Origin of the sequence: Thalassospira australica (assembly GCF_000763295.1) — a bacterium.
Classification (GTDB): Bacteria; Pseudomonadota; Alphaproteobacteria; order Rhodospirillales; family Thalassospiraceae; genus Thalassospira; species Thalassospira australica.
The window spans coordinates 78,874-102,159 of sequence record NZ_JRJE01000032.1 but is presented as its reverse complement, the minus strand read 5'-3'; the positions used below and the strand labels follow the sequence as shown (position 1 = coordinate 102,159).

The following is a 23,286-nucleotide window of genomic DNA, read 5'->3' as shown; positions in this document are numbered from 1 at the left end:
ATGAAAACCTCGATAGCGACTGTATCAATCAGTGGCGATCTTGGCGAAAAGCTGCATGCGATTGCTGCGGCCGGTTTTGACGGTTTGGAAATTTTTGAAACGGATTTTCTGACGTATGACGGCACCCCAGCCGATGTTGCAAAAATGATTCGTGATCACGGATTGGAAATTTATTTGTTCCAGCCCTTCCGTGATTTTGAAGGCATGCCTGACGAACACCGTATACGTGCCTTTGACCGGGCAGAGCGCAAATTCGATCTGATGGAGGAGCTTGGCACCGACCTGATGTTGATTTGTTCCAATGTTTCGCCGGTATCGCTAGGCGGAATCGACCGGGCAGCAAATGATTTGCGAGAGCTTGGCGAACGGGCCGAAAAACGCGGTCTTCGGATTGGCTATGAAGCACTTGCGTGGGGGCGTCATATCAATGATCACCGGGATGCTTGGGAAATTGTCCGTCGCGCTGACCATGACAATGTTGGTCTGATTGTTGACAGTTTCCATACGCTTGCACGCGGAACCGATGTCAATACAATCCGGGCTATTCCGGGTGACAAGATCTTTTTTGTCCAGCTTGCCGATGCACCACGCATTGATATGGATCTTTTGTACTGGAGCCGTCATTACCGCAATATGCCTGGCGAGGGCGATTTTCCGGTTATGGAATTTATGCAGGCGGTCGCGGCAACCGGCTATGACGGGCCATTATCGCTTGAAATTTTCAATGACCAGTTCCGGGGCGGTTCGCCCAAGGCCATTGCGGTTGATGGCAAGCGGTCACTTGTCTATTTGATGGATCAGGTACGCCGACGCGAACCCAACATCAAGATATCAACGCCCGATATTGCGGATCGGATCAATGTCAAAGGCATCGAGTTTATTGAATTTACAGCCGATGAAAAAGAGGCCGAAGAACTTGCCGATATCTTCCGCACCCTTGGCTTTGTCCTGTGTGGGCAGCATGTATCGAAAAATGTCTCGCTTTGGCGTCAGGGCAATATCAACCTTTTGATCAATACAGAACGCGAAGGCTTTGCCCATGCGGCCTATATTATGCACGGGACGTCGGTGTGTGACATTTGCCTGCGGGTTGATGATGCAACAGCCACTGTGGAACGTGCCGCCGCATTGGGGGCGTCAATTTTTGAGCAGCCTCTTGGCCCGGGTGAGTTGAAAATACCTGCTATCCGGGGTGTTGGTGGGGGTTTGATGCATTTTATTGATGATCAAACCGAACTTGCAGATATGTGGGAAACTGAATTCAAGCCCAGCCGAGAGAGCACCGAAGTTGCGCCAATCGGGCTGACGTCTGTTGATCATGTTGCCCAGACGATGAACTATGAGGAAATGCTCACCTGGATCCTGTTTTACACGTCAATCTTCAATACGCGCAAAATGCCGATGGTTGATGTAGTTGATCCGGCAGGATTGGTGCGCAGTCAGGTGATCGAAAATGATGTCGGATCATTGCGATTGACACTGAACGGTGCCGAAAGCCGCAAGACTCTAGCCGGTCATTTCATTGCCGAGACTTTTGGGTCGGCGGTTCAGCATATCGCACTTGGCTGTGCTGATATTTTCAAAACCGCAGATTCACTTGTGACCAAAGGCTTCAGACCGTTGCAAATCTCGTCCAATTACTATGACGATGTCGCAGCCCGTTTTAGTCTGACAGAAGATTTTGTTGCAAAGCTGCGTGCCTATCACATTCTGTATGATCGTGATGATCAGGGCGAGTTTTTCCAGATTTTCAGTACCAATCATGCGGACGGCTTCTTTTTTGAGATTGTCGAGCGCCGCGATGGTTATAACGGATATGGCGCGCCAAATGCAGCGTTTCGAATCGCGGCACAAAAGCGATTGATGAAGGCATTACCGGCCGGAAAATAAGCGTCTCAGGATATAATTCGAACAACTTTTCAAGTGCCGACTTGCAATAAACGATCAAAGAAAAAGCCCGCAAGCGAAACGCTGCGGGCTTTGACTTTCGTCGGGACGGTAAGGAATGGTCTAGCTTGTGGCGGCCTGTGGTGTCGGGCCGTTCTTTTTGCCCTGCCACCAGTTAAAGCCAAGCACGGCAAGCAACACGACCGTTCCGGCAATTTCTGCGGTCAGATCGGGGTAGAAGACACCGATTGTTGCCGGAACAATAATGATCCGTGAAACCACATCCATTGGAGCAAACAGATAACCTTCGAGTGCGGCGGCAAAGGCCGTCAGGCACAGGATGGCGGTAAAGCCGGTCCAGAGAACGATCTCGATCGCGCCGCCTTCGATGATTTCCGGATTGAACACCATGAAGGCCGGGATCAGATACAGACCCTTGGCAAACTTCCAGGCCTGAACACTGGTTTCCATGGGACTGGCGTTGGCGATTGCAGCCCCCGCAAAGCCCGCCAGCGCAATGGGCGGTGTTACGTTACTGTCCTGCGAGTACCAGAACACCACCAGATGCGCGATCAGAAGCGGAATGCCAAACTCGTTCGAAAGTGCCGGGCCGACCAGCACGATCAGAACGATATAGGATGCCGTCACCGGCAGGCCCATACCAAGGATCAGGCTGGCGAGAAGGACCAGAACAAGGGCCAGAACGATGTTGCCACCCGAAAAGGCGATCATCATCGAGGAGAATTTCAGGCCCAGACCGGTCAGGCCGACAACCCCGACAATGATGCCGGCAACCGCACAGGCCATGGAAACGGCAACGGCGTTTTTCGCGCCAAGCTCAAGGGCGGCAAAGGTGATGTTGATGCCCTTGCGGATGGCGTCTTTCAGGGCGTCGTGGCTTGGGCGTTCGCCTTTTTGCGGGGCAACGACAAAGAACCACAAGGCATATCTGAGTGCGGCAACACCCATGACAGACAGAATGGCCCAGAAGCCCACGCGCATCGGCGAGATGTTAAGCACCAGCAGATAAATCAGAACGCCAAGCGGCAGGATGAACTGCCAGCCTTCCTTGAGAACTTCTTTCCAATCGGGAAGTTCGGAAACCGGCATGCCGCGCATGCCCTGCTTCAGGGCAACGATGTGGACAAACAGATAAACAGTGCCGAGATACAGGATCGCCGGGAAAATCGAAACCATGACGATTTCAAGATAAGGCACCTGGGTATATTCGGAGATCAGGAACGCGCCTGCGCCCATCAGCGGCGGGGTGATCTGCCCGCCGGTCGAGGCGGCAGCTTCAACGCCACCGGCCTGTGCCGGGCGATAGCCAAGACGTTTCATCAACGGGATGGTAAAGGCGCCGGTGGTCACAACATTGGCGATGGCCGACCCACTGATCGAGCCCATGCCAGCTGATGCCAGAACAGCAGCCTTGGCCGGGCCACCGGGTTTTTTGCCCGTCGCGGCATAGGCCATGTCGATAAAGAATTTGCCAGCACCCGTGACTTCAAGGAAGGCACCAAACAAAACGAACATAAAGATATAGGTCGCAGCAACGCCCATCGGCAGGCCATAGATGCCTTCCTGACCGAGGTAAAGTTGCCCGACCAGACGGTCTACGCTGGCACCACGATGTGACAGGATGCCCGGCAGCCATTCGCCAACCCAGGGAAGCGCCCCACGCGGACCCGAAAGGGCATAGATGATCGCGATAATACCGATCACGGTCATGCCAAGGCCAACAGCACGGCGGCTGGCCTCAAGCACGGTGACGGTGGCGATCACGCCAATGATCAGGTCGGTGTCGCTCCAGAACCCGGCGCGATTGATGATTTCGTCGAGATAGAAGGACAGATAAAAGCCCGTGGCAAAGGCACCGGCCAAAAAGGCGATATCAATCACCCAGCCCAATACACCGCGTTTCTTGTTGCTGCCAAATACCGGGAACATCAGGAAGGCCAGGAACATCACGAACGCAAGGTGAATGGTGCGTTGATAGAACAGGCCGAGCGGCTCGATCCCTGCGCCATACATCTGGAACAAAGAAAGTGCGACTGCAACAATCGAAATTGCCCACAGGACCATTTTTGGCTGTGGCAATTTGTCCGTCATGGACGGAAGCGGTGCCGGTTCGGACATTAAACTTATTCCCCGGTATCAAGGCGGATGGTGACACGGGTGTGTTCAGCCATCTTTGAAAGGTTGATTTCATCATCATCGGTGACGATGCGGTGATTAACCGCACGTGACCCCACACGTAACACATAGGCGTTGTTGCGCACAGGTTCGTCGATGTCTTCGATCCAGTATCCGCCGCCTTTCGCGCTGGTCAGAATACCCCGGCCGGGGTAGTGACCAAGCCCTGCTGCGAAGTCAGGCTGATAGGCACGATGGAGTACCATTTTGCCCAGATCGTCGACATAACAGTCGATCACGCCATCACCGGTTACGGAATGGTTCCAATACAGGCACCAGCCGGTTTGACGTGGAATTTCGGTTCTGGCCAGAACCGCCCCATCTGCATCGATCACTTCAAGATGATCAATGACAGTACCGGGTTTGGCGTGGTCCTGATGGGCCGGACCAGCGCATGCCGATATCAAGAGAAGAAGGGCGGCCAATGCTGGCCGCCCAATTCCATTCAAGATCATGGATAGAGCTGCGGCGGAACCGGATTACCGGTTTCTTCGTAGTAACGCAGCGCGCCCGGGTGCATCGGGATCGGGGTCGAGTTCAGGGCGAAATCAACCGTGGTATCGTTTGCAGCCGGGTGGATGGCGATCAGCTCGTCGACCTTTTCAAACAGGGTCTTGGTGATCTGATATGCCAGTTCTTCATCCATTTCTGCATTCACGAACAGAACGTTCGGGGTCGAAATGGTGTTGACCGGTGCTTCAACGCCTTCGTAGATGCCGGTACGCAGAGCATACGGTGCGAAGGTCGGCTCTGCATCCAGTGCAGCAACAATTTCTTCGTCGGTCAGCGCGATCAGTTTGATGTCACGCGTGGTTGCGAGGTTGAGGATCGAGCTGGTGGGCGGGCCAACGCTCCAGAAACCGGCATCGATGTCACCATCACGCAGCGCATCAGCGGTTTCGTTGAAGTTCAGGCGCTGTTCTTCGATGTCATCATAGGAGATGCCATTGACTTCGAGCAGTTTCTGAGCAGAAACCTCGGTGCCCGAACCCGGTGCGCCAACAGAAACACGCTTGCCTTTAAGGTCGGCAAGGCCGTTGATGCCGCTGTCTGCCATGGTGACGATCTGAACCGCATTCGGATAGATCGATGCCAGTGCGCGGACGTTATCAAGGGTACGGCCCTCGAATTTGCCAGTGCCGGTGAAGCCGGCATAAACGGTATCGGCAAGGCCGATTGCGATGTCACTGTCGCCACGGGCAACCAGGCCCATGTTTTCAACAGATGCGCCGGTCACTTCGGCAACGGCACTGGAGCCATCAACATATTTGGTGATCAGTTCCGCAAGGCCACCGCCATACGGATAATAGGTGCCACCGGTACCACCGGTTGCGATTGACAGTTGCTGTGCCGACGCAGGTGCGGCGGTCAGCATCATGGCTGCGGCTGCTGCTGTAAGCAGAGTACGGAGCTTCATGGTAGTCCTCCCTAGGGTTAACACTTAACAACGACAAGTTAATCAAAAGATCGTTCAAGATATGGTTCTTAACGTTCTTTGACGGCCATTTGGCACGACCTGTTATTTTTGGGTCTCAGAAATCCCGATTGACGTGACTGTCAGGTTTGCGACCGATGCGAAATCAGCGGGACCGAAATTGAAACCAGTTTAAAGGGGGATTTTAAACAGCACGATAAACCATCCGAACCGGACTGGCTGTTTGAATTCCTCCCTCGTGTTTTTATCAGTATATCATTTTGATGCTGATAGTAGCAATGAGTATGCCAAAGCCGAAATAAAAAACACGATGACAAAACAATGACTTATGCGGGGTTGAATCGGCAATTCGGCATAATCTTGCCGATTTGCCGGTTTTGATCGGCGGATTTTCGCCGATATGTTGCGCGTGCGAGCAAAATGATGCGCCGCAGCAATGCCTTAGGCAGATTTATCGCGCCGGATGTTGAGCTTTTTCATCTTTTCATTAAGCGTCCGGCGCGGAATGTCGAGTTCCTCCATCACCGATTTGACATTGCCGTCGTGACGATCAAGCGCATCGCGAATGATGCGTTCTTCGAAATCGCGAAGCTGATCGGCCAGTGCCAGATCGGGTGATTGCGGGCCGGTGGTGTCAAATCCGCCCTTGAACAGGCGCTTGAAACGTTCTTCAGGGCTTCCGACCAGAAGGACATAGCGTTCGGCCATGTTTTTAAGTTCGCGCACATTGCCCGACCAGTCATGGGCTTTAAGCTGGGCGATCAGCACCGGGGTGACACGCTCATAGGGGCGTTGGAACCGTTCGGCAGCACGTTCGGCAAAGATATCAAACAAAAGGGCGACATCATCCTTGCGTTCGCGCAAGGGTGCGATGGCCAGTTCAAAGGTATTGATGCGAAACAGCAGGTCTTCGCGGAAGGTGCGCGCAGAGACAGCCGTGACCAGATCTTCGTTGGTTGCGCAAATCAGGCGAAAATCGACTTTGACAGGGGCGTTTGATCCCAGGCGAACCACTTCACGCTGTTCGATCACGCGCAGCAGTTTGGCCTGAAGGGCAAGCGGCATGCTTGATATTTCATCCAAAAACAACGTGCCGCCAATCGCATGTTCGATCCAGCCGATTCGTTGGCTGGCGGCCCCGGTAAAGGCGCCCTTTTCATGGCCGAACAATTCGCTTTCGGCCGTGCTTTCGGGGATAGCGGCACAGTTTACTGCGACGAATTTTTCATCATGCCGGTCGCTCAGATCATGGATTGCGCGTGCCACCAGTTCCTTGCCCGTACCGGTTTCACCCGATACCAGAACCGGGACTTCGGTCGGGGCAATGTTGGCAATTTCGTCTTTGAGTGCACGCATCGGCAGTGAATTGCCAATCAGCCGCGCATCAAGGCTGCCGCGATTTTTGATCTGACGGCGCAGATTGCGGTTTTCAATGACCAGACGGCGCTTCTCGATGGCACGTTCCAAACTTTCGACAATGTCTTTGGGTTCGAACGGCTTTTCAACGAAATCATAGGCCCCGCTTTTCATTGCCTCGACCGCCATGGGAACATCGCCATGACCGGTCATGAGAATCACGGGGATATCGGGATCAGCGGCAAGAACGGAACGGGTAAAGGTGATGCCATCAAGCTTGGGCATCTTTACATCGGTCAGGATGACACCGGCAAAATCCGGATTGATATCGCGGAGCGCCTCGCGGGCGTCTTCATAAACCGTGATCGCAAAGTCCGATAGTTCCAGCCACTGTGCGAGCGACACACGCATTGCTTCATCGTCATCGACAATGATGATGCGCGGCGTGAGGTGCAGGTTGGTGTCGGTGTCTTGTGGCTGGTCGGTGGTGGTCACGATGTTTTACCCTTGAGCAACGGCAGGCGAACTTCAAAGCAGGCCCCGGCAGTGTCGGTGTTATAGGCTTTTATGCTGCCACCGAAGTCGCGCACAATGCCATAAGTTACCGAAAGTCCCAATCCTACGCCCTGTCCGGGGTCCTTGGTGGTAAAGAACGGATCAAACAGAAGCGACAGGGTTTCTTCCTTCATGCCCGGCCCGGTATCGGTGATGCGCATGATGACGTCGGTGTCATTGGTTGCGAGATCAATGTTGATGCGTTTTGGGCTGCTGGATTCCATGGCATCAAGGGCATTGCGGATGATGTTCACGCAAATCTGTTCGATGCGCACCAGATCGGCATGAACGACAATGGGGGTATCGGGTTCATGGCGTTCAAGGGTGCATTCTTCTTGCTGAAGCTGAGGTTTGAGCAATTGCAGCGTGTTATCAAGGGCGATCTTGAGGTCGACCGGTTCGAGCACCCCGGTTGATTTGCGCGAGAATGTCTTGAGTTGACCCGTGATCGCCCCCATGCGTTCGGTCAGCGAAGAAATCTGATTGATATTCTGATCAAGCTGTTCGGTTTTGCCGCGTTCGATCATCAGCTTGGCACTGGCGCAAAATGTTCGGATGGCCGTAATCGGCTGATTGATTTCATGGGCAATGGCGGCTGACATCTGACCAAGGGCGGCAAGTTTGCCTGCCTGCACCAGTTCGTTTTGCGTGCCGCGCAGTTCTTCTTCGGTTTTGCGGTGTTCGGTGATTTCTTTTTCAAGGCGGGTATTGAGCGCCTGAATGCGCGCAAATTCAAGAGCCTCGCGTTGTGATGCCAGTTTAAGTTCACGTTCACGCAAAAACAGAATGACCAAAATGATCATGCCACCGGCAATGATGGCAATCAGCATGACCGCCCCCTGACGGTCGGTGACCTGATCCATGGATGTCAGATAGAAAATCCGCCATGCGCTGCCCTTGATCGGCTTGCTGTCAAACAGATAGCGTTGCCCGTCAATGGCAACGATCCCTGATCCCTTTGACAATTGTTTGCCGACATCAAGGGATGCCAGTTCACGTCCGGGGTATTGGCGGTTGTTTTCGATGCGTGCGCGGTCAAATGTCGACAGCGGGGACAGGGTTTTATATTTCCAGTCGCCCTGACTGGTCAGTGTGATCACGCCGTCTTTATCTGCGACAAATACGGTTTCGCCCGCGTCCTGCCAGTTTTGTTCGACTTCTTCGAGTTCGAGTTTGACGACGACGACACCAATGACGGTGTCATGTTGCGAAATTGGATGGGAAATAAACAGCCCGGCGCGTCCCGTGGTCACGCCGATGCCAAAAAAGAACCCTTCTTTGCCCGACAGGGATTGATTGAAATAGGGGCGGAAAGAATAATCTTCGCCAACAAAGCTGTCTGGCGTGTTCCAGTTGCTTGAGGCAACCGTTTCTCCGGATCGATCGAGAATATAAAGTGCCGCAGCCCCGGATTGATCGTTGACCTGCTCAAGGTAAAGGTTGGCGTCTTGCGCGGTGCTGTGATCTTCGATGGCGCGGGTCACCTGTTGTTGGCGGGCCACGACATAGGGAAGATAGCGATAACGGTCAATTGAAGCGCGAAGCGAACTGTCATACAGCGCAAGGCGCGCTTCGCCGGTGGTTTCAAGTTCGCGAATGGTGAAATTGCCGGTCGAACTGACAGCAGCCCAGATAATGATCGCCGAAATGAATGTCCCGGTGAAGATCAGGGTTCCGCGGCTGAAATTGCTTAACCAATAGAAAATCGCGACCTCCCCTGTTTGCTGGGATCATTCTTGTGTTTGGGGCGTTGCAGTCAGGGTGACGTGTTAATACCAATGCGATGATTGTTTGCGGGGGTGTCGCGATAAAGTCAATAAATACGGGCAAAAGGGGGCATGTTGCCCCTGTGTATTCGATTGGCCTTATTTATGCCGCAAGTGGTTATTTTTTCGCCACATTGGAATGTAAATTGTATAGTCACCGAACTGTGAATGGGTTCTGACCCAAATTGTATCTGTCCAGAAGATGAGGTCCAGGTGAGTAAGATCGCACTTGTTGATGACGACCGGAATATCCTGACGTCGGTTTCGATGGCGTTGGAAGAAGAAGGATATGAGGTTCTGACATATTCTGATGGTTCAGAGGCATTGCATGCCATTACCAAGGAAGAGCCGGACCTTGCGGTGCTTGATATCAAGATGCCGCGCATGGACGGGCTGGAGCTTCTGACCCATCTGCGCAAGAAAACCGAGATGCCGGTCATTTTCCTGACATCGAAAGATGACGAGGTCGATGAACTGACCGGCCTGCGGCTTGGGGCGGATGATTATATCAAGAAGCCGTTTTCCCAGCGTTTGCTGATTGAACGTATCAGAACCCTTTTGCGCCGTGCCGAGATCATGCGCGCTGGCGGTGTGCGCCCCAGCGGATCCGATGACGTTGTGCAGCGTGGGGATCTGGTTCTTGATCCGTCGCGCCACATGTGCAGCTGGAAAGGTCAGCACGTCAATCTGACCGTGACCGAGTTCCTGTTGATTCAGGCACTGGCGAAACATCCGGGCCATGTCAAAAACCGTGACCAGCTGATCGATGCGGCGTATGGCGAACATATCTATGTCGATGACCGTACGATTGACAGCCACATCAAGCGCCTGCGCAAGAAGTTCCGCGAGACCGACAAGGAATTCAAGGAAATCGAAACCTTGTATGGTGTCGGGTATCGCTATCGTGACACGGCCACGGTAGCAGGCTGATCAGGATTTTCTGACATGCCGGAACAGTTGCGTTCCGGCATGCCTTGTTTTGCAGGCCTGATTAAACAGGCCGGTTATTGCGGGTTTGAATGAGCGATCATAGCGCTGGTGATCAGGACCAGACAGCAGGTCCGTCCGAAACACGGGTCGTACGAATAGAAGAACGCCACGGGCTGTTTTCGCCGTTGACCTGGCGGATTCTGGCGGTGAATGCGCTGGCGCTGTTTGTGCTTGTGGCCGGGATTTTGTATCTGGGGCGCTACAAACAGGAACTTATTCATTCCGAACTTGAAGCCATGGCCGTTCAGGCCGAAATGTATGCCGCTGCGCTTTCGACATCTGCTGTCAGTTCCGGGGATGATGCCACCAACCGGGTGAAAATCGAAGTTGCCCGCGAAATGGTGCGCCGCCTTGTCGGGATTACCGGCGCACGCACCCGCCTGTTTGCCACCAATGGCAATCTTTTGGCCGATAGCCGCAATATTCAGTCATTGGGCGCAGGCACCATTCAGGCCGAAGAACTGCCAGCACCTGGTGACGAAGACGCCTTTGCCGATATCATGCGCAAACTGACCGATGGCATTCTGACCCTGTTTGAGGGTGAGCAACCCTTGCCACTTTATGTCGATCCGCCGGTCGCCAGTGCGGCCGATTACCCGGAAGTGCGCGCCGCCCTGGCGGGCTATTCCCGCGGGGTTGTACGCGTGGACAGTCAGGGCAAACGGGTTTTGTCGGTGTCAGTGCCAGTCGCACGTTTCAAGCAGGTTCTGGCATCGGTGATGCTGACCAAAAGTGGCGAATCGATTGAAAACGCCCTGCATGCGGTGCGCCTTGATATCCTGAAAATCTTTGTCTTTGCCTTTGGCATTACGGTGTTGCTGTCGATTTATCTGGCTGGTGTGATTACCCGTCCGCTCAATCGACTGGCGCGCGCGGCCGAACGGGTCCGGCGCAGCAAAAATCGCCAGTTCGCCATTCCCGATCTGTCTGACCGGGGGGATGAAATCGGCGATTTGTCGACCACCCTTCGTGACATGACCGAAACCCTGTGGGATCGCATGGATGCGATTGAACGGTTTGCCGCCGACGTCGCCCATGAAATCAAAAACCCGCTGACATCGCTGCGGTCTGCGGTGGAAACGGCCACACGCCTTAAAGACCCGGAACGCCAGCGCCGCCTGATGGAAATCATCGCCGAAGATGTGCAGCGCCTTGATCGCCTGATCAGTGATATTTCCGATTATTCTCGCATGGATGCGGAACTGTCGCGTGCAGAAAGCGAAGAAGTCGATCTTGGCGTGCTGCTGACCACCTTGGGCGAGCTTTATAATGCTGATGTGGATGGCCCGCCGATCAAGGTTTCCGTGCCGGAGAACCTTAATGTCCCGGCCCTTGAAAGCCGCCTGACCCAGGTGTTCAGAAACCTGATTTCAAATGCGATCACCTTCACCCCGGACGGCGGCGACGTGCGTGTGCGTGCATGGCGTGAAAAGAATTGGGCGGTGATCACGATCGAGGATGACGGGCCGGGCATTCCGCCGGGCAAGGAAGAGGCAATCTTCAACCGGTTCTATACCGAGCGCCCCTCGACCGAGAAATTCGGTCAGCATTCGGGGCTGGGCCTGTCGATTTCCAAGCGGATTATTGCTGCCCATAACGGGGAACTTTCCGCACAGAATCGCATCGAGGAAGAGACTGTCAAAGGGGCTGTCTTTACCATTCGCCTGCCCCTTGATTAAGTTTTTTGCAGCGCGAACAGGCCAAATCCCTATGCGGGAGACTAAGTTCACAGTCTTTGGCGCGTTTGGGGTTTGACAAGATACCCTCTGCGAAGCATCGTTTTTCCATTATGTCCCAGCTTCATGCAAATTGCGTCCAGATTGGCGCCCACGCGATCTTGATTCGCGGGGCGTCCGGGTCTGGAAAATCCGGGCTTTCGCTGCGTCTGATAAAGGCGGGCGGCTTTCTTGTATCCGATGATCGAACAGACCTTGCGGCGCGTGACGGGCGACTGATCGCAACCGCACCCGCCCCCATTGCCGGATTGTGCGAGGTGCGCGGCATCGGGGTTGTGCGTGGATTGCCGGTCAAACCCGAAGGTGACGTTCGGGTTTTGATTGATTTGGAAACATCTGCGCGCGATATCGAACGCATGCCCGAACCCGACAGCGAAGAGATTTGTGGCATTGCCATTCCACGTTGGACATTATGTGCATCCGATCTGGCAATTGAGGCAAAGATTGGAGTAGCTTTGGCGCTCGCGACTGGTGAGATGACACTTGAACCGTAATCCACAGGGATCTGTTTTGCAGAAGACTTCCGGTAACAGTTCTAAAACGCGCAAAGACGCTCTTGGCGCATTTGACGGTAAAAGCGGGTTGGTTTTGGTGACCGGTGTATCCGGCGCCGGGCGGACCACGACGCTTAAGATTCTTGAAGATTTTGGCTTTGATGCGGTCGACAATCTGCCGCTGCGCATGTTGTCGGCACTCGTGCCCGGCGACTGCCGCCCGGAACAGCCGATTGCCATTGGCCTTGATATCCGGACGCGCGATTTCGGGATTGATCAGTTTGTCGATATTGTTGGCAAATTGCGCAAGCAGACCGGCATGGACCCGTTGATGATTTATGTCGACGCCGATACTGCCGTGCTGCAGCGCCGCTTTACCGAATCGCGGCGTCCGCATCCGTTAAACCATGACCGGCCCCTGGTCGATGCGATCGAACATGAAAAACGCCTGATGGCACCGATAGCCGCCACAGCCGATATGCGCATTGATACCTCGCGCCTGAAATCAGCCGAGCTTCGCAAAATTTTGCAGGATCAGTTTGATATTGGCGAAACCGAAGGCATGGGGGTTTTTGTCAAAAGCTTTTCATTCCGCCAGGGGGTGCCGGCCGAGGCCGATCTGGTTTTTGACGTTCGCTTTCTGCGCAACCCGCATTATGATCCCGAGCTTCGTTTGATGACGGGCATGAATGCGGCGGTGGGCGCCTATATAGAAGAGGACCCGGATTTTGCCGGGTTTATCACCCGTCTGAAGGCCATGCTGGAGCCGATTTTGCCGCGATATGCGCAGGAAGGTAAAAGCTATCTGACCATTGCGGTCGGATGCACAGGCGGTCAACACCGTTCGGTTTATACCGCGCGGTTACTCAATGACTGGATTGCTGATCTGGGGTATGACACCCATCTTAGTCATCGCGACAAGCCAGATGAGCCGACCTCGGGGGAGAGTTAAAATGGAGAAAACTGCATGATCGGGATGGTGCTGGTCACCCACGGCGATCTCGCCAAGGAATTCGTGTCTGCCCTGCAGCACGTCGTTGGCGAACAGGAAAATGTCGAAGCGGTCTGTATCGGACCCGATGACGACATGGAACAACGTCGCGCCGATATTCTTGCCAGTGTTGAAAAGGTCGACAGCGGCAAAGGTGTGGTGTTGCTGACCGACATGTTTGGCGGGACTCCGTCCAATCTGGCGATTTCCATTATGGAACAGGCAAATGTCGAAGTGATCGCAGGGGTTAATTTACCTTTGCTGATTAAGCTGGCATCTGTGCGCATTGACGGCACGCTGGCCGAGACGGTCAATGCGGCCCAGGATGCGGGGCGTAAATACATCAACGTTGCGTCGCGTCTTCTGAGCGGCGAGGAATAAGTCTGCAACAAAAAGAACAGAGGGCCCGGACATGCGGGGACAGTATGTCGGGCTTGCGGGGACATAAATGGCGCAGAAGGAAAAACGCACCTTAACAATCAGCAACCAGCGTGGATTGCACGCGCGGGCGGCGGCGAAATTTGTTAAACTGGCTGGTGAATTCCAGTCGAGCATCATGGTGCGCAACCGGGGTACTGAAGTCTCGGGGGTGTCGATCATGGGGTTGATGATGCTTGCGGCATCAATCGGCACCGAGATCGAGGTCGAGGCCACCGGACCCGATGCCAAAAAGGCGATTGATGCGCTGAACGTACTTGTAGACGACAAGTTCGACGAAGAATAATCACGTCTGCCCGATCTCGGGCGTCTGACTTTCGCTGCACCAAGAACGAGTTGGCAAAGGCTTTTAGAAGGCTTGAAAGTTCCTCCGACAGATCAAACCGTTTCAGTCGAACCCACCACTGGTACCCGCCGGGTCATCACCGGTTTGGGCGCATCGGGCGGGATCGTGATTGGTCGGGCCTTTGTTCTTGATCGTCAGATCATTCAAATCAGCCGTACCCCTGTTGCCGATGATGCGGTGCAAGCCGAATGCAAACGCCTGCATGATGGTGTTGCCGAAAGCATTGATCAGCTCAAACGGCTGAAATCCCAATCATCAAATGCCGACAGTGCCGCATCCGAGGAACTTGGCTTCCTGCTTGATGCCTATGTCCATATGCTGACCCAGTCGCGGCTGGTGCGCGGGGCAGAAGAACTGATTACATCGAAAAATTTTAATGCCGTTCATGCGGTCAGCGACGTGATTGATGCCATCGCCGATCAGTTTTCGGGCATGGAAGACAGCTATATCGCCGCACGTGCGACCGATATCCGTGAAGTTGGCCTGCGTTTGATGCGCTGTTTGATCGGGGAAACCGACCGGGCTGTGGATATGGCGCCCAAAGGATCCATCCTGATTGCCGAGGACGTCAGCCCGGCCGACATGGCCCGCTTTGAACCCGGCCAACTGACCGCCTTTGTCACCGCCCTTGGCGGGGCAGAGGGGCATACGGCGATCATGGCGCGTTCGTTGGGCATTCCTGCGGTTCTTGGCGCAGCCGATATCATCCGGGGCGTGCGCGGTGGTGATCAGATCATTGTCGATGGCGGGCGCGGTGAGGTGATCCTGTCACCGACCGAAGCCGATATTGAACATTACACCCAGCGTCGTTCCGACTGGCTGACGGCACGAGAAAAGCTGGCGTCCTTGCGCGATGTTCCGTCCGCAACACGCGATGGTGTAGATATCGATCTGCATGCCAACATCGAATTGCCGATCGAACTTTCCGCGGCCCTTGAAAACGGGGCGAGTGGCATCGGACTTCTGCGCAGCGAGTTCATGTTCATGAACAAGGACTATCTGCCGGGTGAAGACGAACAATATGAAGAACTTGCCGATATCGTAAAACGCATGGATGGCAAACCGGTCACCATCCGCACCCTTGATATCGGTGGTGAAAAGCTTGCCGTTGCGCTTCAGGATGAAATGGGGTCGGGGCCAAACCCGGCCTTGGGGTTGCGCGGGGTGCGTTTGTCGCTGCGCAAGCCGGAATTGCTGGAAACCCAGTTTGCCGCCATCCTGCGCGCATCCCTGCATGGGCCGATCCGGGTTTTGATCCCGATGGTGGTGGCCGTGCATGAAATGACTCGGGCGCGCCAGATCTACGAGGCGGTTGCGAAACGCCTGCGCAAGGAAGGCCATCCGATCCCCGAAATCTTGCCACCATTGGGGGCGATGATTGAAATTCCTGCTGCGGCGATTGCGGTCGATACATTGGCGCGTGACAGCGATTTCTTTGCGATTGGCACCAATGACCTGACGCAATATACGCTGGCGATTGACCGGACCGATGATCAGGTGGCGGGGCTTTTTGATCCGCTGCATCCGGCGGTATTGCGCCTGATCCGTGACGTGATCCGGGTGGCAGGTGAACGTGACATTCCGGTCAGTGTTTGTGGCGAGATGGCCGGTGATCCGCGCTATGTGCCGCTGTTCATCGGTTTTGGCTTGCGCAATCTGTCGATGTCGCCGGTGAATTTGCTGCTGGTCAAGCAGCGGTTGCGCCGGCTTGATAGCCGTAACTCCGAACATCAAGCCAACCGCGTGATGGAACAATGGGATTCCGCGCGGATTGCGATGATGCTGGATGATTTCAACGACCTTGCCTGAGCAGACCTTGCCTGGCGTAACGATTACCCCAACATAGGGGACAGTTTTGTCCGTGCCCGGAATTGCCGGGAACGCCGGAATTTCAGGGCTTTCGGGCGCTGAAAGAATGTTTGTGGTCTGCGCGATGCAAATTTGCGTAAAAAAGAACTTGAAAACAATATAAAGATATCTTTATATGTGCCCTATCGCGGCCAGACGAACGGCCGCAACAGAATTTATCGGCGTATCGGCAAGACAGAAGTCTTTGGCGGATGCGCCATTCCTGTTTGATTGGAGACGACATGTCGAACTTTACCGATTACAAGGTCGCTGACATCTCGCTGGCCGCTTGGGGCCGCAAGGAAATCGCGATTGCCGAAACCGAAATGCCGGGCCTGATGGCGCTGCGCGACGAATATGGTGCGGCAAAGCCGCTTGCAGGTGCACGCATCGTTGGTTGCCTGCACATGACCATTCAGACCGCAGTTCTGATTGAAACGCTGACGGCACTTGGTGCGGAAGTTCGCTGGTCTTCATGCAACATCTTCTCGACCCAGGATCAGGCTGCTGCGGCCATTGCCGAAACCGGTGTTCCTGTCTTTGCCTGGAAAGGCGAGACCGAGGAAGAATTCTGGTGGTGCATCGAGCAGACCATTTCCGGTCCGAACGGCTGGAAGCCGAACCTGATCCTTGATGATGGCGGCGACGTTACCCAGCTGATCCACGAAAAATATCCGGAACTTCTCGACGACATCAAAGGTCTGTCAGAAGAAACCACCACCGGTGTGCACCGCCTGTATGAAATGGCGAAAAAAGGCACGCTTAAGGTTCCGGCGATCAACGTCAATGACTCGGTCACCAAGTCGAAATTCGACAACCTGTATGGCTGCCGCGAAAGCCTTGTTGATGGCATCAAGCGCGCAACCGACGTGATGGTTGCCGGTAAAATCGCCGTTGTTGCCGGTTTCGGTGACGTTGGCAAAGGGTCGGCTGCCTCCATGCGCAGCCAGGGTGCCCGTGTTCTTGTGACCGAAATCGATCCGATCTGCGCCCTGCAGGCCGCGATGGAAGGTTACGAAGTCACCACCATGGAAGACGCAGCACCGGTTGGCGACATTTTCGTTACCACCACGGGCAACATCGACATCATCACGATTGACCACATGCGTGCGATGAAAGACCGTGCCATTGTTTGCAACATCGGTCACTTCGATTCCGAAATCCAGATTGGCTCGCTTAAGAACTACAAGTGGGACAACGTCAAGCCGCAGGTCGACGAAGTCGAATTCCCGGATGGCAAACGTCTGATCGTTCTGGCCGAAGGTCGCCTTGTGAACCTTGGTTGCGCAACCGGCCACCCGAGCTTCGTGATGTCGGCATCCTTCACCAACCAGGTGCTGGCACAGATCGAACTGTGGAAAAACTTCGCCAACTACAAAAACGAAGTTTATGTCCTGCCCAAACACCTTGACGAGAAAGTTGCAGCCCTGCATCTGGAACGTCTTGGCGTGAAACTCACCCAGCTTTCGTCCGAACAGGCCGAATACATCGGCGTTCCGCAGGCTGGTCCGTTCAAGCCGGATCACTACCGCTACTAATTGGCATCTGCCGATGTGCATTAAAGCCGGTCCGTTTGCGCGGGCCGGCTTTTTTTGTGCCAATTTTCCGATTTGCTGATAAAACCAGCGCGCTGCAACCAATCGGATCGTTCCATGCCCCAGCTTGAAATTGAATATTCCGCCAACCTGCCGATCAAGGATGAATTGTCCAAGCTGGCGGTTGATCTGCATTACGTCATCGCGCGCGAAGCCGATGCGGATCTCGACACCTTCAAGACCCGGATATCGCCGCTTGAAAATGTTGTGATTGCCGATGGCGGTGATCATCACGCCATGGTCCATCTTGATATCCGCCTCTTGTCAGGGCGGATGGATGCGGTGAAATTTGCAACGGGTGAAGCAGCCCTTGCGGCTTTGTGTGATCGGCTGGAATGGCTGGTTGGCGATTATGAAGTGCAGTTTACGGTTGAGGTCCGCGACCTTGATCGGCGGCACTACCACAAACATGTGACCAAAAGCCCCGGATCGCGGCGATAAACGGCGGCTTGGCCGTTACATCAAAAGCGCTTCGTGGATCGGATGATCGGGACCGTAACGGTCATTCAAAAGCGTGATCAGTTCGCGCGAGAAACCCTTGCCCGCATCGAGAAGCGAGCGGAGTTCGGCATCATTGCGATCATGTGGACCGACCCCGTCAAGGCGTGCACGTACATCCGGGTCAGAAAGTTCACGCAGGAAACGGTCATAAAGCTCAAGCGCAGCCGCACTTTTTGCCCCAAACACGGTTTGCAGACGCGTGATCGGTGGCAACTGCAAAAGTTCGGATAATTTTTCTCGTTTTCCGGCGTAATCACGGCCTGCTGTTTCGGCCGCTGCAATAATGCCGCCGAAATAAAGCATCTTGCGTGAGAAAACCAGTTTCAGTCGCCGGGGTGCCCAGGCCTTGCTGGCATCGCCTTCGCGGGTTTTGATTTCGAAATCAACGCTGATGGTGCGGTAATAGCGGATCACGTCATTGACCAGAAAACGCGCGATGGAATCGCGTGTGACCGAACTTGTGACGTAGTTGGCAATCAGGTCATCAAAGAATTTGCGTTTGCCCGCCTCGTTATAAAGCCATTCACATTCCAGCAAAAACAGCAATCGGCGCGTGGTGATCGAATTGGTATCGCCATCAAGACCAATGCGATTAACCAGTTCTTCGGCGGTGACATAGGACGAAAACGGGCCGTTAACTGCCGGTTTCTTGGTGACCATCTTGCCAAGGATGTCGGCGACCTGTTCGTGGGGGGCCTGGCTGCGTTCGGCTTCGCGGCCAATGATGAAGTAATCAAGATCAGATTGATCAGATGCTTCGTGCCGCCCATAGGACCCGGTGACCACCACGCAAAAAGTATCGCCCGACAGGCTTTTGCCCAATGCGTCGCGCATCTCGGCCAGACGGGTAGCAGAGTAATGCTGATTGGTTGCGATGGTTTGCGGTAACAAGATCGGAATGGTTCCTTCGTGCGACTCGTTAGTGGATCTGTCATTCCCTATAGCTTAAAGATTAAAAGGGCGTTTATCAGGCTCTGGTTGAGTATCGCGAGAATCCGCGCTTTGAGGCCATTCTGACCGAAGTTGGACGATGTTCAGACGGATATGGTCAGTCAAACAGGCTGGCTGCTGCGGCCTGTTGGGCCGGGTCGGTCAGGCTGCCGACACGCCGCAGGAACGAGTGTTTTTCCTCGTAATAGCGTTTTGACAGATCGGCAAAACAGCGCACGTCGACATCGGTGTTGATGTGAAATTCGCGGCGCGGGACCTTTGCTTCGTGCAGATCAAGGGTGCTGGCCGATGCACTGATTTGATGGTCAACGGCATCTGCAACCCCGTCCAGTTCAATACGGTTTTTAAGGCTGTGCAGGAATTTCTTGAACGCCGGGTGGCTGTTTAAAAACGCCTTTTCCGTCAGAAGGAAGTCATTTGCGGCAAAGTCCGGCGCGTTTTTGACAACGAACTCGCGGCACAGATGATCCGTGGCAAAGCACATCGGACCAAAGATGAAATTGCGATAGATGTCTTCCTTAAGCTGCCAGAACTTATCAAGACGTTTAAGCGATTCAGCGTCCAGTTTGACCGCAGCTTCAAGCAACAGGCGCGGATGACAATGCACATGGTTGGGATGGACATATGTCTTGGTGCGGCTGATGCCTTCAAGCGTGTCGATATTGACCGGGCCGGAAAACAGGCTGGCGTGTGGGTGGTCGGATTTTTTTGACAAAAGCGCAATCACTTCATCCGGATCGACGCCATGTTTGACCAGAAGATGATTGACCGACAAATCAAGTTCGACTTCGCCAGTGATGATTTTTTCGGTGAGTTGGTGGTGGTTCAGGTTAAACCGCCGGGCAAATTCCGGTTCCAGCGTATGGGAAAATGGCCCATGGCCGATATCGTGCAACAGGGCAGCCGCACCCAGCAAATCGCAATCGGCATCGGATAACCCCATCAAACGGCAATAGCGTTGCGACAGCAGGGCCACACCAATGGTGTGGTCATAGCGCGAATGACGGATATTGGCTGGGCGTCCATTGGGATGGAACAGATAGTCAATGGCCCCAAGGAACGAGATTTCGCGCAACCGTTCAAACGCAGGTGATGCGATCAGCTTTTTATGCAGCGGCCGGTCAAAGGCCGAGGCAATCTGGGCGCGTTTGAAATGATAGTTATACTGCGGCACATCGCGAAACAGCAGTTCCCATTCTGCAATGTCATCGGCATTGAAATTGGTATCAAACAGATCACCGATTTCCGGGGCCGGTTTTGCGGCCGCCTTGAGCGTGGCAGAGTCCTTTTGTGGTGCGGATGGCTTGGCCGCCGCGCGCGGTGCAAAAAGGTCTAGCTGCGGTTTAGGGCTCATATTGAATTATGAATACGTTTGATCTGTTAAGAATGTCGGTTCCGCAGACATAAACGGATTTCCCGGCTGTGTCATTGCGGTTTTTCCACATGGCTTTTCGATGAAATGCGCCATCAGACAAGGCTGTTGCCGCAATGATGCGAAACGGTGGTAAAAGGGCATCGTTTTCACCATAATAATAGCTCATAAACACAAACGGTTAACAACACGTGACACGGCAAGCATTCGAGCAAGCTTCCAAACAGGGTGGGGCACAAAAACAGGTGAGGGCATTTTTGCACCAATCGCCCAAATTGTCGCTTTCTGCGCTTTGGCAGCGCACAGGCATCATGCTTGCCGGGCTGGTTCTGTCCGTTGAGGCAACTGCTCAGGAAAAATTCCGTGTCACCGATCCGCAAAATTCTGTGTCAGATGGCGCAAATGCGCCTGCCGCCGATGGAATCGGCGCAACCATTTTTGGAAGTCTTGCGGGCTTGAGTGATCGTGACTGGCTGGTGGTTGGTCTGGCGGCTGTGGGCGGGGCGGCGATTGCCGGTTGGGTCGGCTGGCGATTGTCGTTGCGGATGCGCCGTCATCTCGAAGAAGTCGAAGACCACGAACACGAACTGGCTGGCGAGACCGAGCTTTTCACGCAGTTGCTGTTTGCCGGCCCTGACCCGGTGTATTACTGGAGCCATCAGGGATTCGCCGAAGGCGCCAGCCCGTCGCTCAAGCGGGCGTTCCAGCTTGGCCAGGATGGGCGTTTTCCCGATCTGCTTGATTTGTTGCGTGATGAAGATGCCGATGCACTGAAAGAACGTGTGCGCAACCTTAAAACCAGCCACGACCGGTTTGAACTTTGGGTCACCACCCTTGACGAGCGCAAATTCCATGTGGTGGGCATTACCGCACGCAAGGGCCGGTCATCGGAAGTTTTGGCGCATGGCCTGTGGTTCCATGATGAAACCCGCCATTCGCGTGAACGCGAACATCAGTTTGGCGATGTTCAGGCGCTTAAACACGAAGTTTCGGGTTTGCGCCTGTTGCTTGATAGTTTGCCCTTCCCGGTCTGGCGCCGTGACGGGGATCTTCGCCTGATTGACTGTAACGCGGCCTATGCCGATGCGGTTGAGCATGACAGCATCGAAGATGCGCTGGCGAGCCAATCCGAAATTGGTGCCGGGGTGATCCCCGATCATGGGCGTTCGCTCGCGGCATCGGTTCAGCGCAATGGCGAAAGTCTGACACGTGATTTCCATGTGGTCATTCGCGGGGATCGCAAATTGCTGCGCATCACCGAGATGCCATCAAGAAACATTGATGAACCCGATGGCCTGATCGGGTTTGCCATCGATTGCACCCCGGTCGAAGAATTGCAGTCTGATCTTTCGCGCCATATTCGCGCCCATGCCGAGGTGCTTGAAAATCTGGGCACGGCGATTGCGGTGTATGGCGGGGACAAGGGGCTTATTTTCTTTAACACCGCCTTCACCAAGCTTTGGGATCTTGATGATGAATGGCTGTGGACGGAGCCGACCCATGATGATGTCCTCCGAAGATTGCGCGATGAACGCAAACTGCCGGAAGTCACCGACTTCACCCAGTTCCGCAATACTGAAAATCAGCGTTTCACCGATCTTTTGAAGCCCGAAGAAGACCTGATGCATCTGCCAAACGGCATGACGCTAAGGCGCTTTATTTCGCCCCATCCGTTTGGCGGTTTGATGTTTGTCTATGAAGACGTCACGGACAAGTTGGTGCTTGAAAGTTCCTATAATACCCTGATCGCTGTTCAGCGCGAAACGCTTGAAAGCCTGCATGAAGCGGTGGGGGTCATCAGTGGCGATGGGCGTTTGCGCCTTTATAACCATGGTTTTGCCGATTTGTGGGGGCTGGAATCAACCTTCCTTGATGTTGCGCCGCACCTGGGCGATGTGGTCGAGAAATCCAAGGATTTCTGGCGCGAACGGGATGATTGGGACAAATTCAAAAGCCGCATGGTCGCACGCATCACCAACCATGAACCGATGAATGGCCGGTTGGAACGCGCTGATAATTCGATTGTTGATTTTGCCATTGTGCCGCTGCCCGACGGGGCGGTGATGATGTCCTATATCGATGTGACCGATACCATCCGGGTGGAACGTGCCCTTCGTGAACGTAACGAGGCCTTGCGTACTGCTGACCAGATGAAGTCGGACTTCATTTCGACGGTATCGCGCGAACTGACCAAGCCGCTGGATCATATCAATGGCGAATCAGACCGGTTGATCCCGCATCTGACCGGGAATGTCGCACGATCAGTTGAAACCATCCGCACCGAAGCACAAAGCATGCTGGCCCTTGTTGATGACATGCGCGATCTGGCGACCCTTGGGTCGGGGCAGGTCGCACTTGAGCTGGATACGGTTGATCCAAGACGTTTGCTGCGCTCGCTTGAGGCCCTGACACGGGCACGTTTGGCGGAACTTAATGTGTCGCTGCGCCTTTATTGTTCGCGTAACATTGGCTGGATGGTGGCCGATGAACGGCGCTTGAAACAGGCATTGTTCATTCTTGTGACCAATGTGTTGCGCACCGCCCCCGAAGGCAGCGAAGTTTCCGTGGTTGCGCGCCGACGCGGCGAGGATATCGAAATTTCGATCTCGCTCTCGGACGAAGCGCCGCAACCGATGCTGTTTGAAGGCCTGCGCGATGGTGAAAACCCGTCAGCCCGCCGTGCTCTTGGCATGGCGATGGTGCGTGCCGTGGTCGAAATTCATGGGGGTCGGGTCAAGATTAGCCGCGATGGCCGCGAAATCGCCTGCATCCTGCCTGCGGGCGAGGAAAGCGATTTGGGATAGATTGATCCCGGTGATTTGAACTTCC

General features: G+C 54.4%; 18 protein-coding genes. 11 read left to right on the top strand and 7 right to left on the bottom strand.

Translation table 11 applies throughout. The features are described 5' to 3' along the window. Positions 1-1,890 carry a bifunctional sugar phosphate isomerase/epimerase/4-hydroxyphenylpyruvate dioxygenase family protein gene (locus JF44_RS0116550; protein ID WP_033070103.1) on the top strand — a complete coding sequence of 630 codons (1,890 nt, stop codon included), beginning with the start codon at positions 1-3 and terminating at the stop codon, positions 1,888-1,890. Between the two features lie 120 nt (positions 1,891-2,010). Here JF44_RS0116550 and JF44_RS0116545 read toward each other — a convergent pair whose 3' ends face one another. The 5 genes from JF44_RS0116545 to JF44_RS0116525 all read right to left on the bottom strand — a co-directional run bounded on the left by JF44_RS0116545 (position 2,011) and on the right by JF44_RS0116525 (position 9,027). Further along, positions 2,011-4,026, bottom strand: a complete 2,016-nt coding sequence (locus JF44_RS0116545) for a TRAP transporter permease (RefSeq protein ID WP_033070102.1) — start codon at positions 4,024-4,026, stop codon at positions 2,011-2,013. A gap of 5 nt (positions 4,027-4,031) precedes the next feature. Then, entirely contained in the window at positions 4,032-4,538 is a 507-nt protein-coding gene (locus JF44_RS0116540; RefSeq protein ID WP_033070101.1) for a DUF1850 domain-containing protein, read from the bottom strand. Further along, the gene (locus JF44_RS0116535) at positions 4,535-5,500 is read right to left on the bottom strand and encodes a TAXI family TRAP transporter solute-binding subunit (protein WP_033070100.1); all 966 of its coding nucleotides are present in this window, start codon (positions 5,498-5,500) and stop codon (positions 4,535-4,537) included. Before JF44_RS0116535 ends, JF44_RS0116540 begins: the two co-directional genes overlap by 4 nt. 459 nt (positions 5,501-5,959) lie before the next feature. Next, on the bottom strand, positions 5,960-7,369 hold the full coding sequence (locus JF44_RS0116530; RefSeq protein ID WP_081944484.1) for a sigma-54-dependent transcriptional regulator: 1,410 nt from the start codon (positions 7,367-7,369) through the stop codon (positions 5,960-5,962). Then, on the bottom strand, positions 7,366-9,027 hold the full coding sequence (locus JF44_RS0116525) for a sensor histidine kinase (protein ID WP_238318521.1): 1,662 nt from the start codon (positions 9,025-9,027) through the stop codon (positions 7,366-7,368). The genes JF44_RS0116530 and JF44_RS0116525 overlap by 4 nt, the downstream gene beginning before the upstream one ends. Positions 9,028-9,408: 381 nt before the next feature. On the opposite strand from JF44_RS0116525, the gene JF44_RS0116520 reads away from it, so the two are divergent. The 9 genes from JF44_RS0116520 (at position 9,409) to JF44_RS0116480 (ending at position 18,074) form a co-directional block, all read left to right on the top strand. After that, positions 9,409-10,125, top strand: coding sequence for a response regulator transcription factor (locus JF44_RS0116520; RefSeq protein ID WP_033070597.1), 717 nt, complete (start codon positions 9,409-9,411; stop codon positions 10,123-10,125). Between the two features lie 89 nt (positions 10,126-10,214). Further along, positions 10,215-11,864, top strand: coding sequence for a stimulus-sensing domain-containing protein (locus tag JF44_RS0116515; protein ID WP_033070098.1), 1,650 nt, complete (start codon positions 10,215-10,217; stop codon positions 11,862-11,864). A gap of 110 nt (positions 11,865-11,974) precedes the next feature. Beyond that, complete coding sequence (locus JF44_RS0116510; protein WP_033070097.1) at positions 11,975-12,415, top strand: HPr kinase/phosphorylase; 441 nt, start codon at positions 11,975-11,977, stop codon at positions 12,413-12,415. A 16-nt stretch (positions 12,416-12,431) separates the two neighbouring features. Further along, a complete protein-coding gene (gene rapZ, locus JF44_RS0116505) occupies positions 12,432-13,367 on the top strand; it encodes an RNase adapter RapZ (protein WP_033070596.1) in 936 nt (311 codons plus the stop codon). A gap of 15 nt (positions 13,368-13,382) precedes the next feature. Beyond that, on the top strand, positions 13,383-13,787 hold the full coding sequence (locus JF44_RS0116500) for a PTS sugar transporter subunit IIA (protein ID WP_008889056.1): 405 nt from the start codon (positions 13,383-13,385) through the stop codon (positions 13,785-13,787). A 67-nt stretch (positions 13,788-13,854) separates the two neighbouring features. Beyond that, on the top strand, positions 13,855-14,130 hold the full coding sequence (locus JF44_RS0116495; RefSeq protein ID WP_033070096.1) for an HPr family phosphocarrier protein: 276 nt from the start codon (positions 13,855-13,857) through the stop codon (positions 14,128-14,130). 72 nt (positions 14,131-14,202) lie between these two features. Next, complete coding sequence (gene ptsP / locus JF44_RS0116490) at positions 14,203-15,999, top strand: phosphoenolpyruvate--protein phosphotransferase (protein WP_052066001.1); 1,797 nt, start codon at positions 14,203-14,205, stop codon at positions 15,997-15,999. A gap of 281 nt (positions 16,000-16,280) precedes the next feature. Beyond that, entirely contained in the window at positions 16,281-17,576 is a 1,296-nt protein-coding gene (ahcY, locus tag JF44_RS0116485; RefSeq protein ID WP_033070594.1) for an adenosylhomocysteinase, read from the top strand. A 114-nt stretch (positions 17,577-17,690) separates the two neighbouring features. Beyond that, on the top strand, positions 17,691-18,074 hold the full coding sequence (locus JF44_RS0116480; protein WP_033070095.1) for a 5-carboxymethyl-2-hydroxymuconate Delta-isomerase: 384 nt from the start codon (positions 17,691-17,693) through the stop codon (positions 18,072-18,074). A gap of 15 nt (positions 18,075-18,089) precedes the next feature. Here the strand turns inward: JF44_RS0116480 and JF44_RS0116475 are convergent, their stop codons facing one another. After that, positions 18,090-19,025, bottom strand: coding sequence for a DUF294 nucleotidyltransferase-like domain-containing protein (locus JF44_RS0116475; RefSeq protein WP_033070094.1), 936 nt, complete (start codon positions 19,023-19,025; stop codon positions 18,090-18,092). A 157-nt stretch (positions 19,026-19,182) separates the two neighbouring features. Beyond that, positions 19,183-20,439, bottom strand: a complete 1,257-nt coding sequence (locus JF44_RS0116470) for an HD domain-containing protein (protein WP_033070093.1) — start codon at positions 20,437-20,439, stop codon at positions 19,183-19,185. 275 nt (positions 20,440-20,714) lie between these two features. Here JF44_RS0116470 and JF44_RS0116460 point away from each other — a divergent pair, with 275 nt between their 5' ends. Continuing rightward, entirely contained in the window at positions 20,715-23,261 is a 2,547-nt protein-coding gene (locus JF44_RS0116460) for a sensor histidine kinase (RefSeq protein WP_033070593.1), read from the top strand. Positions 23,262-23,286 lie beyond the last annotated feature (25 nt).

What these genes read in the sequence shown, in the direction of transcription:
- JF44_RS0116535 (WP_033070100.1), bottom strand. Translation starts at nt 5,500, where the DNA reads ATGAAGCTCCGTACTCTGCTTACAGCAGCAGCCGCAGCCATGATGCTG.
- JF44_RS0116545 (WP_033070102.1), bottom strand. Translation starts at nt 4,026, where the DNA reads ATGTCCGAACCGGCACCGCTTCCGTCCATGACGGACAAATTGCCACAG.
- JF44_RS0116540 (WP_033070101.1), bottom strand. Translation starts at nt 4,538, where the DNA reads ATGATCTTGAATGGAATTGGGCGGCCAGCATTGGCCGCCCTTCTTCTC.
- JF44_RS0116470 (WP_033070093.1), bottom strand. Translation starts at nt 20,439, where the DNA reads ATGAGCCCTAAACCGCAGCTAGACCTTTTTGCACCGCGCGCGGCGGCC.
- JF44_RS0116515 (WP_033070098.1), top strand. Translation starts at nt 10,215, where the DNA reads ATGAGCGATCATAGCGCTGGTGATCAGGACCAGACAGCAGGTCCGTCC.
- JF44_RS0116495 (WP_033070096.1), top strand. Translation starts at nt 13,855, where the DNA reads ATGGCGCAGAAGGAAAAACGCACCTTAACAATCAGCAACCAGCGTGGA.
- JF44_RS0116480 (WP_033070095.1), top strand. Translation starts at nt 17,691, where the DNA reads ATGCCCCAGCTTGAAATTGAATATTCCGCCAACCTGCCGATCAAGGAT.
- JF44_RS0116510 (WP_033070097.1), top strand. Translation starts at nt 11,975, where the DNA reads ATGTCCCAGCTTCATGCAAATTGCGTCCAGATTGGCGCCCACGCGATC.
- ahcY (WP_033070594.1), top strand. Translation starts at nt 16,281, where the DNA reads ATGTCGAACTTTACCGATTACAAGGTCGCTGACATCTCGCTGGCCGCT.
- JF44_RS0116500 (WP_008889056.1), top strand. Translation starts at nt 13,383, where the DNA reads ATGATCGGGATGGTGCTGGTCACCCACGGCGATCTCGCCAAGGAATTC.
- JF44_RS0116550 (WP_033070103.1), top strand. Translation starts at nt 1, where the DNA reads ATGAAAACCTCGATAGCGACTGTATCAATCAGTGGCGATCTTGGCGAA.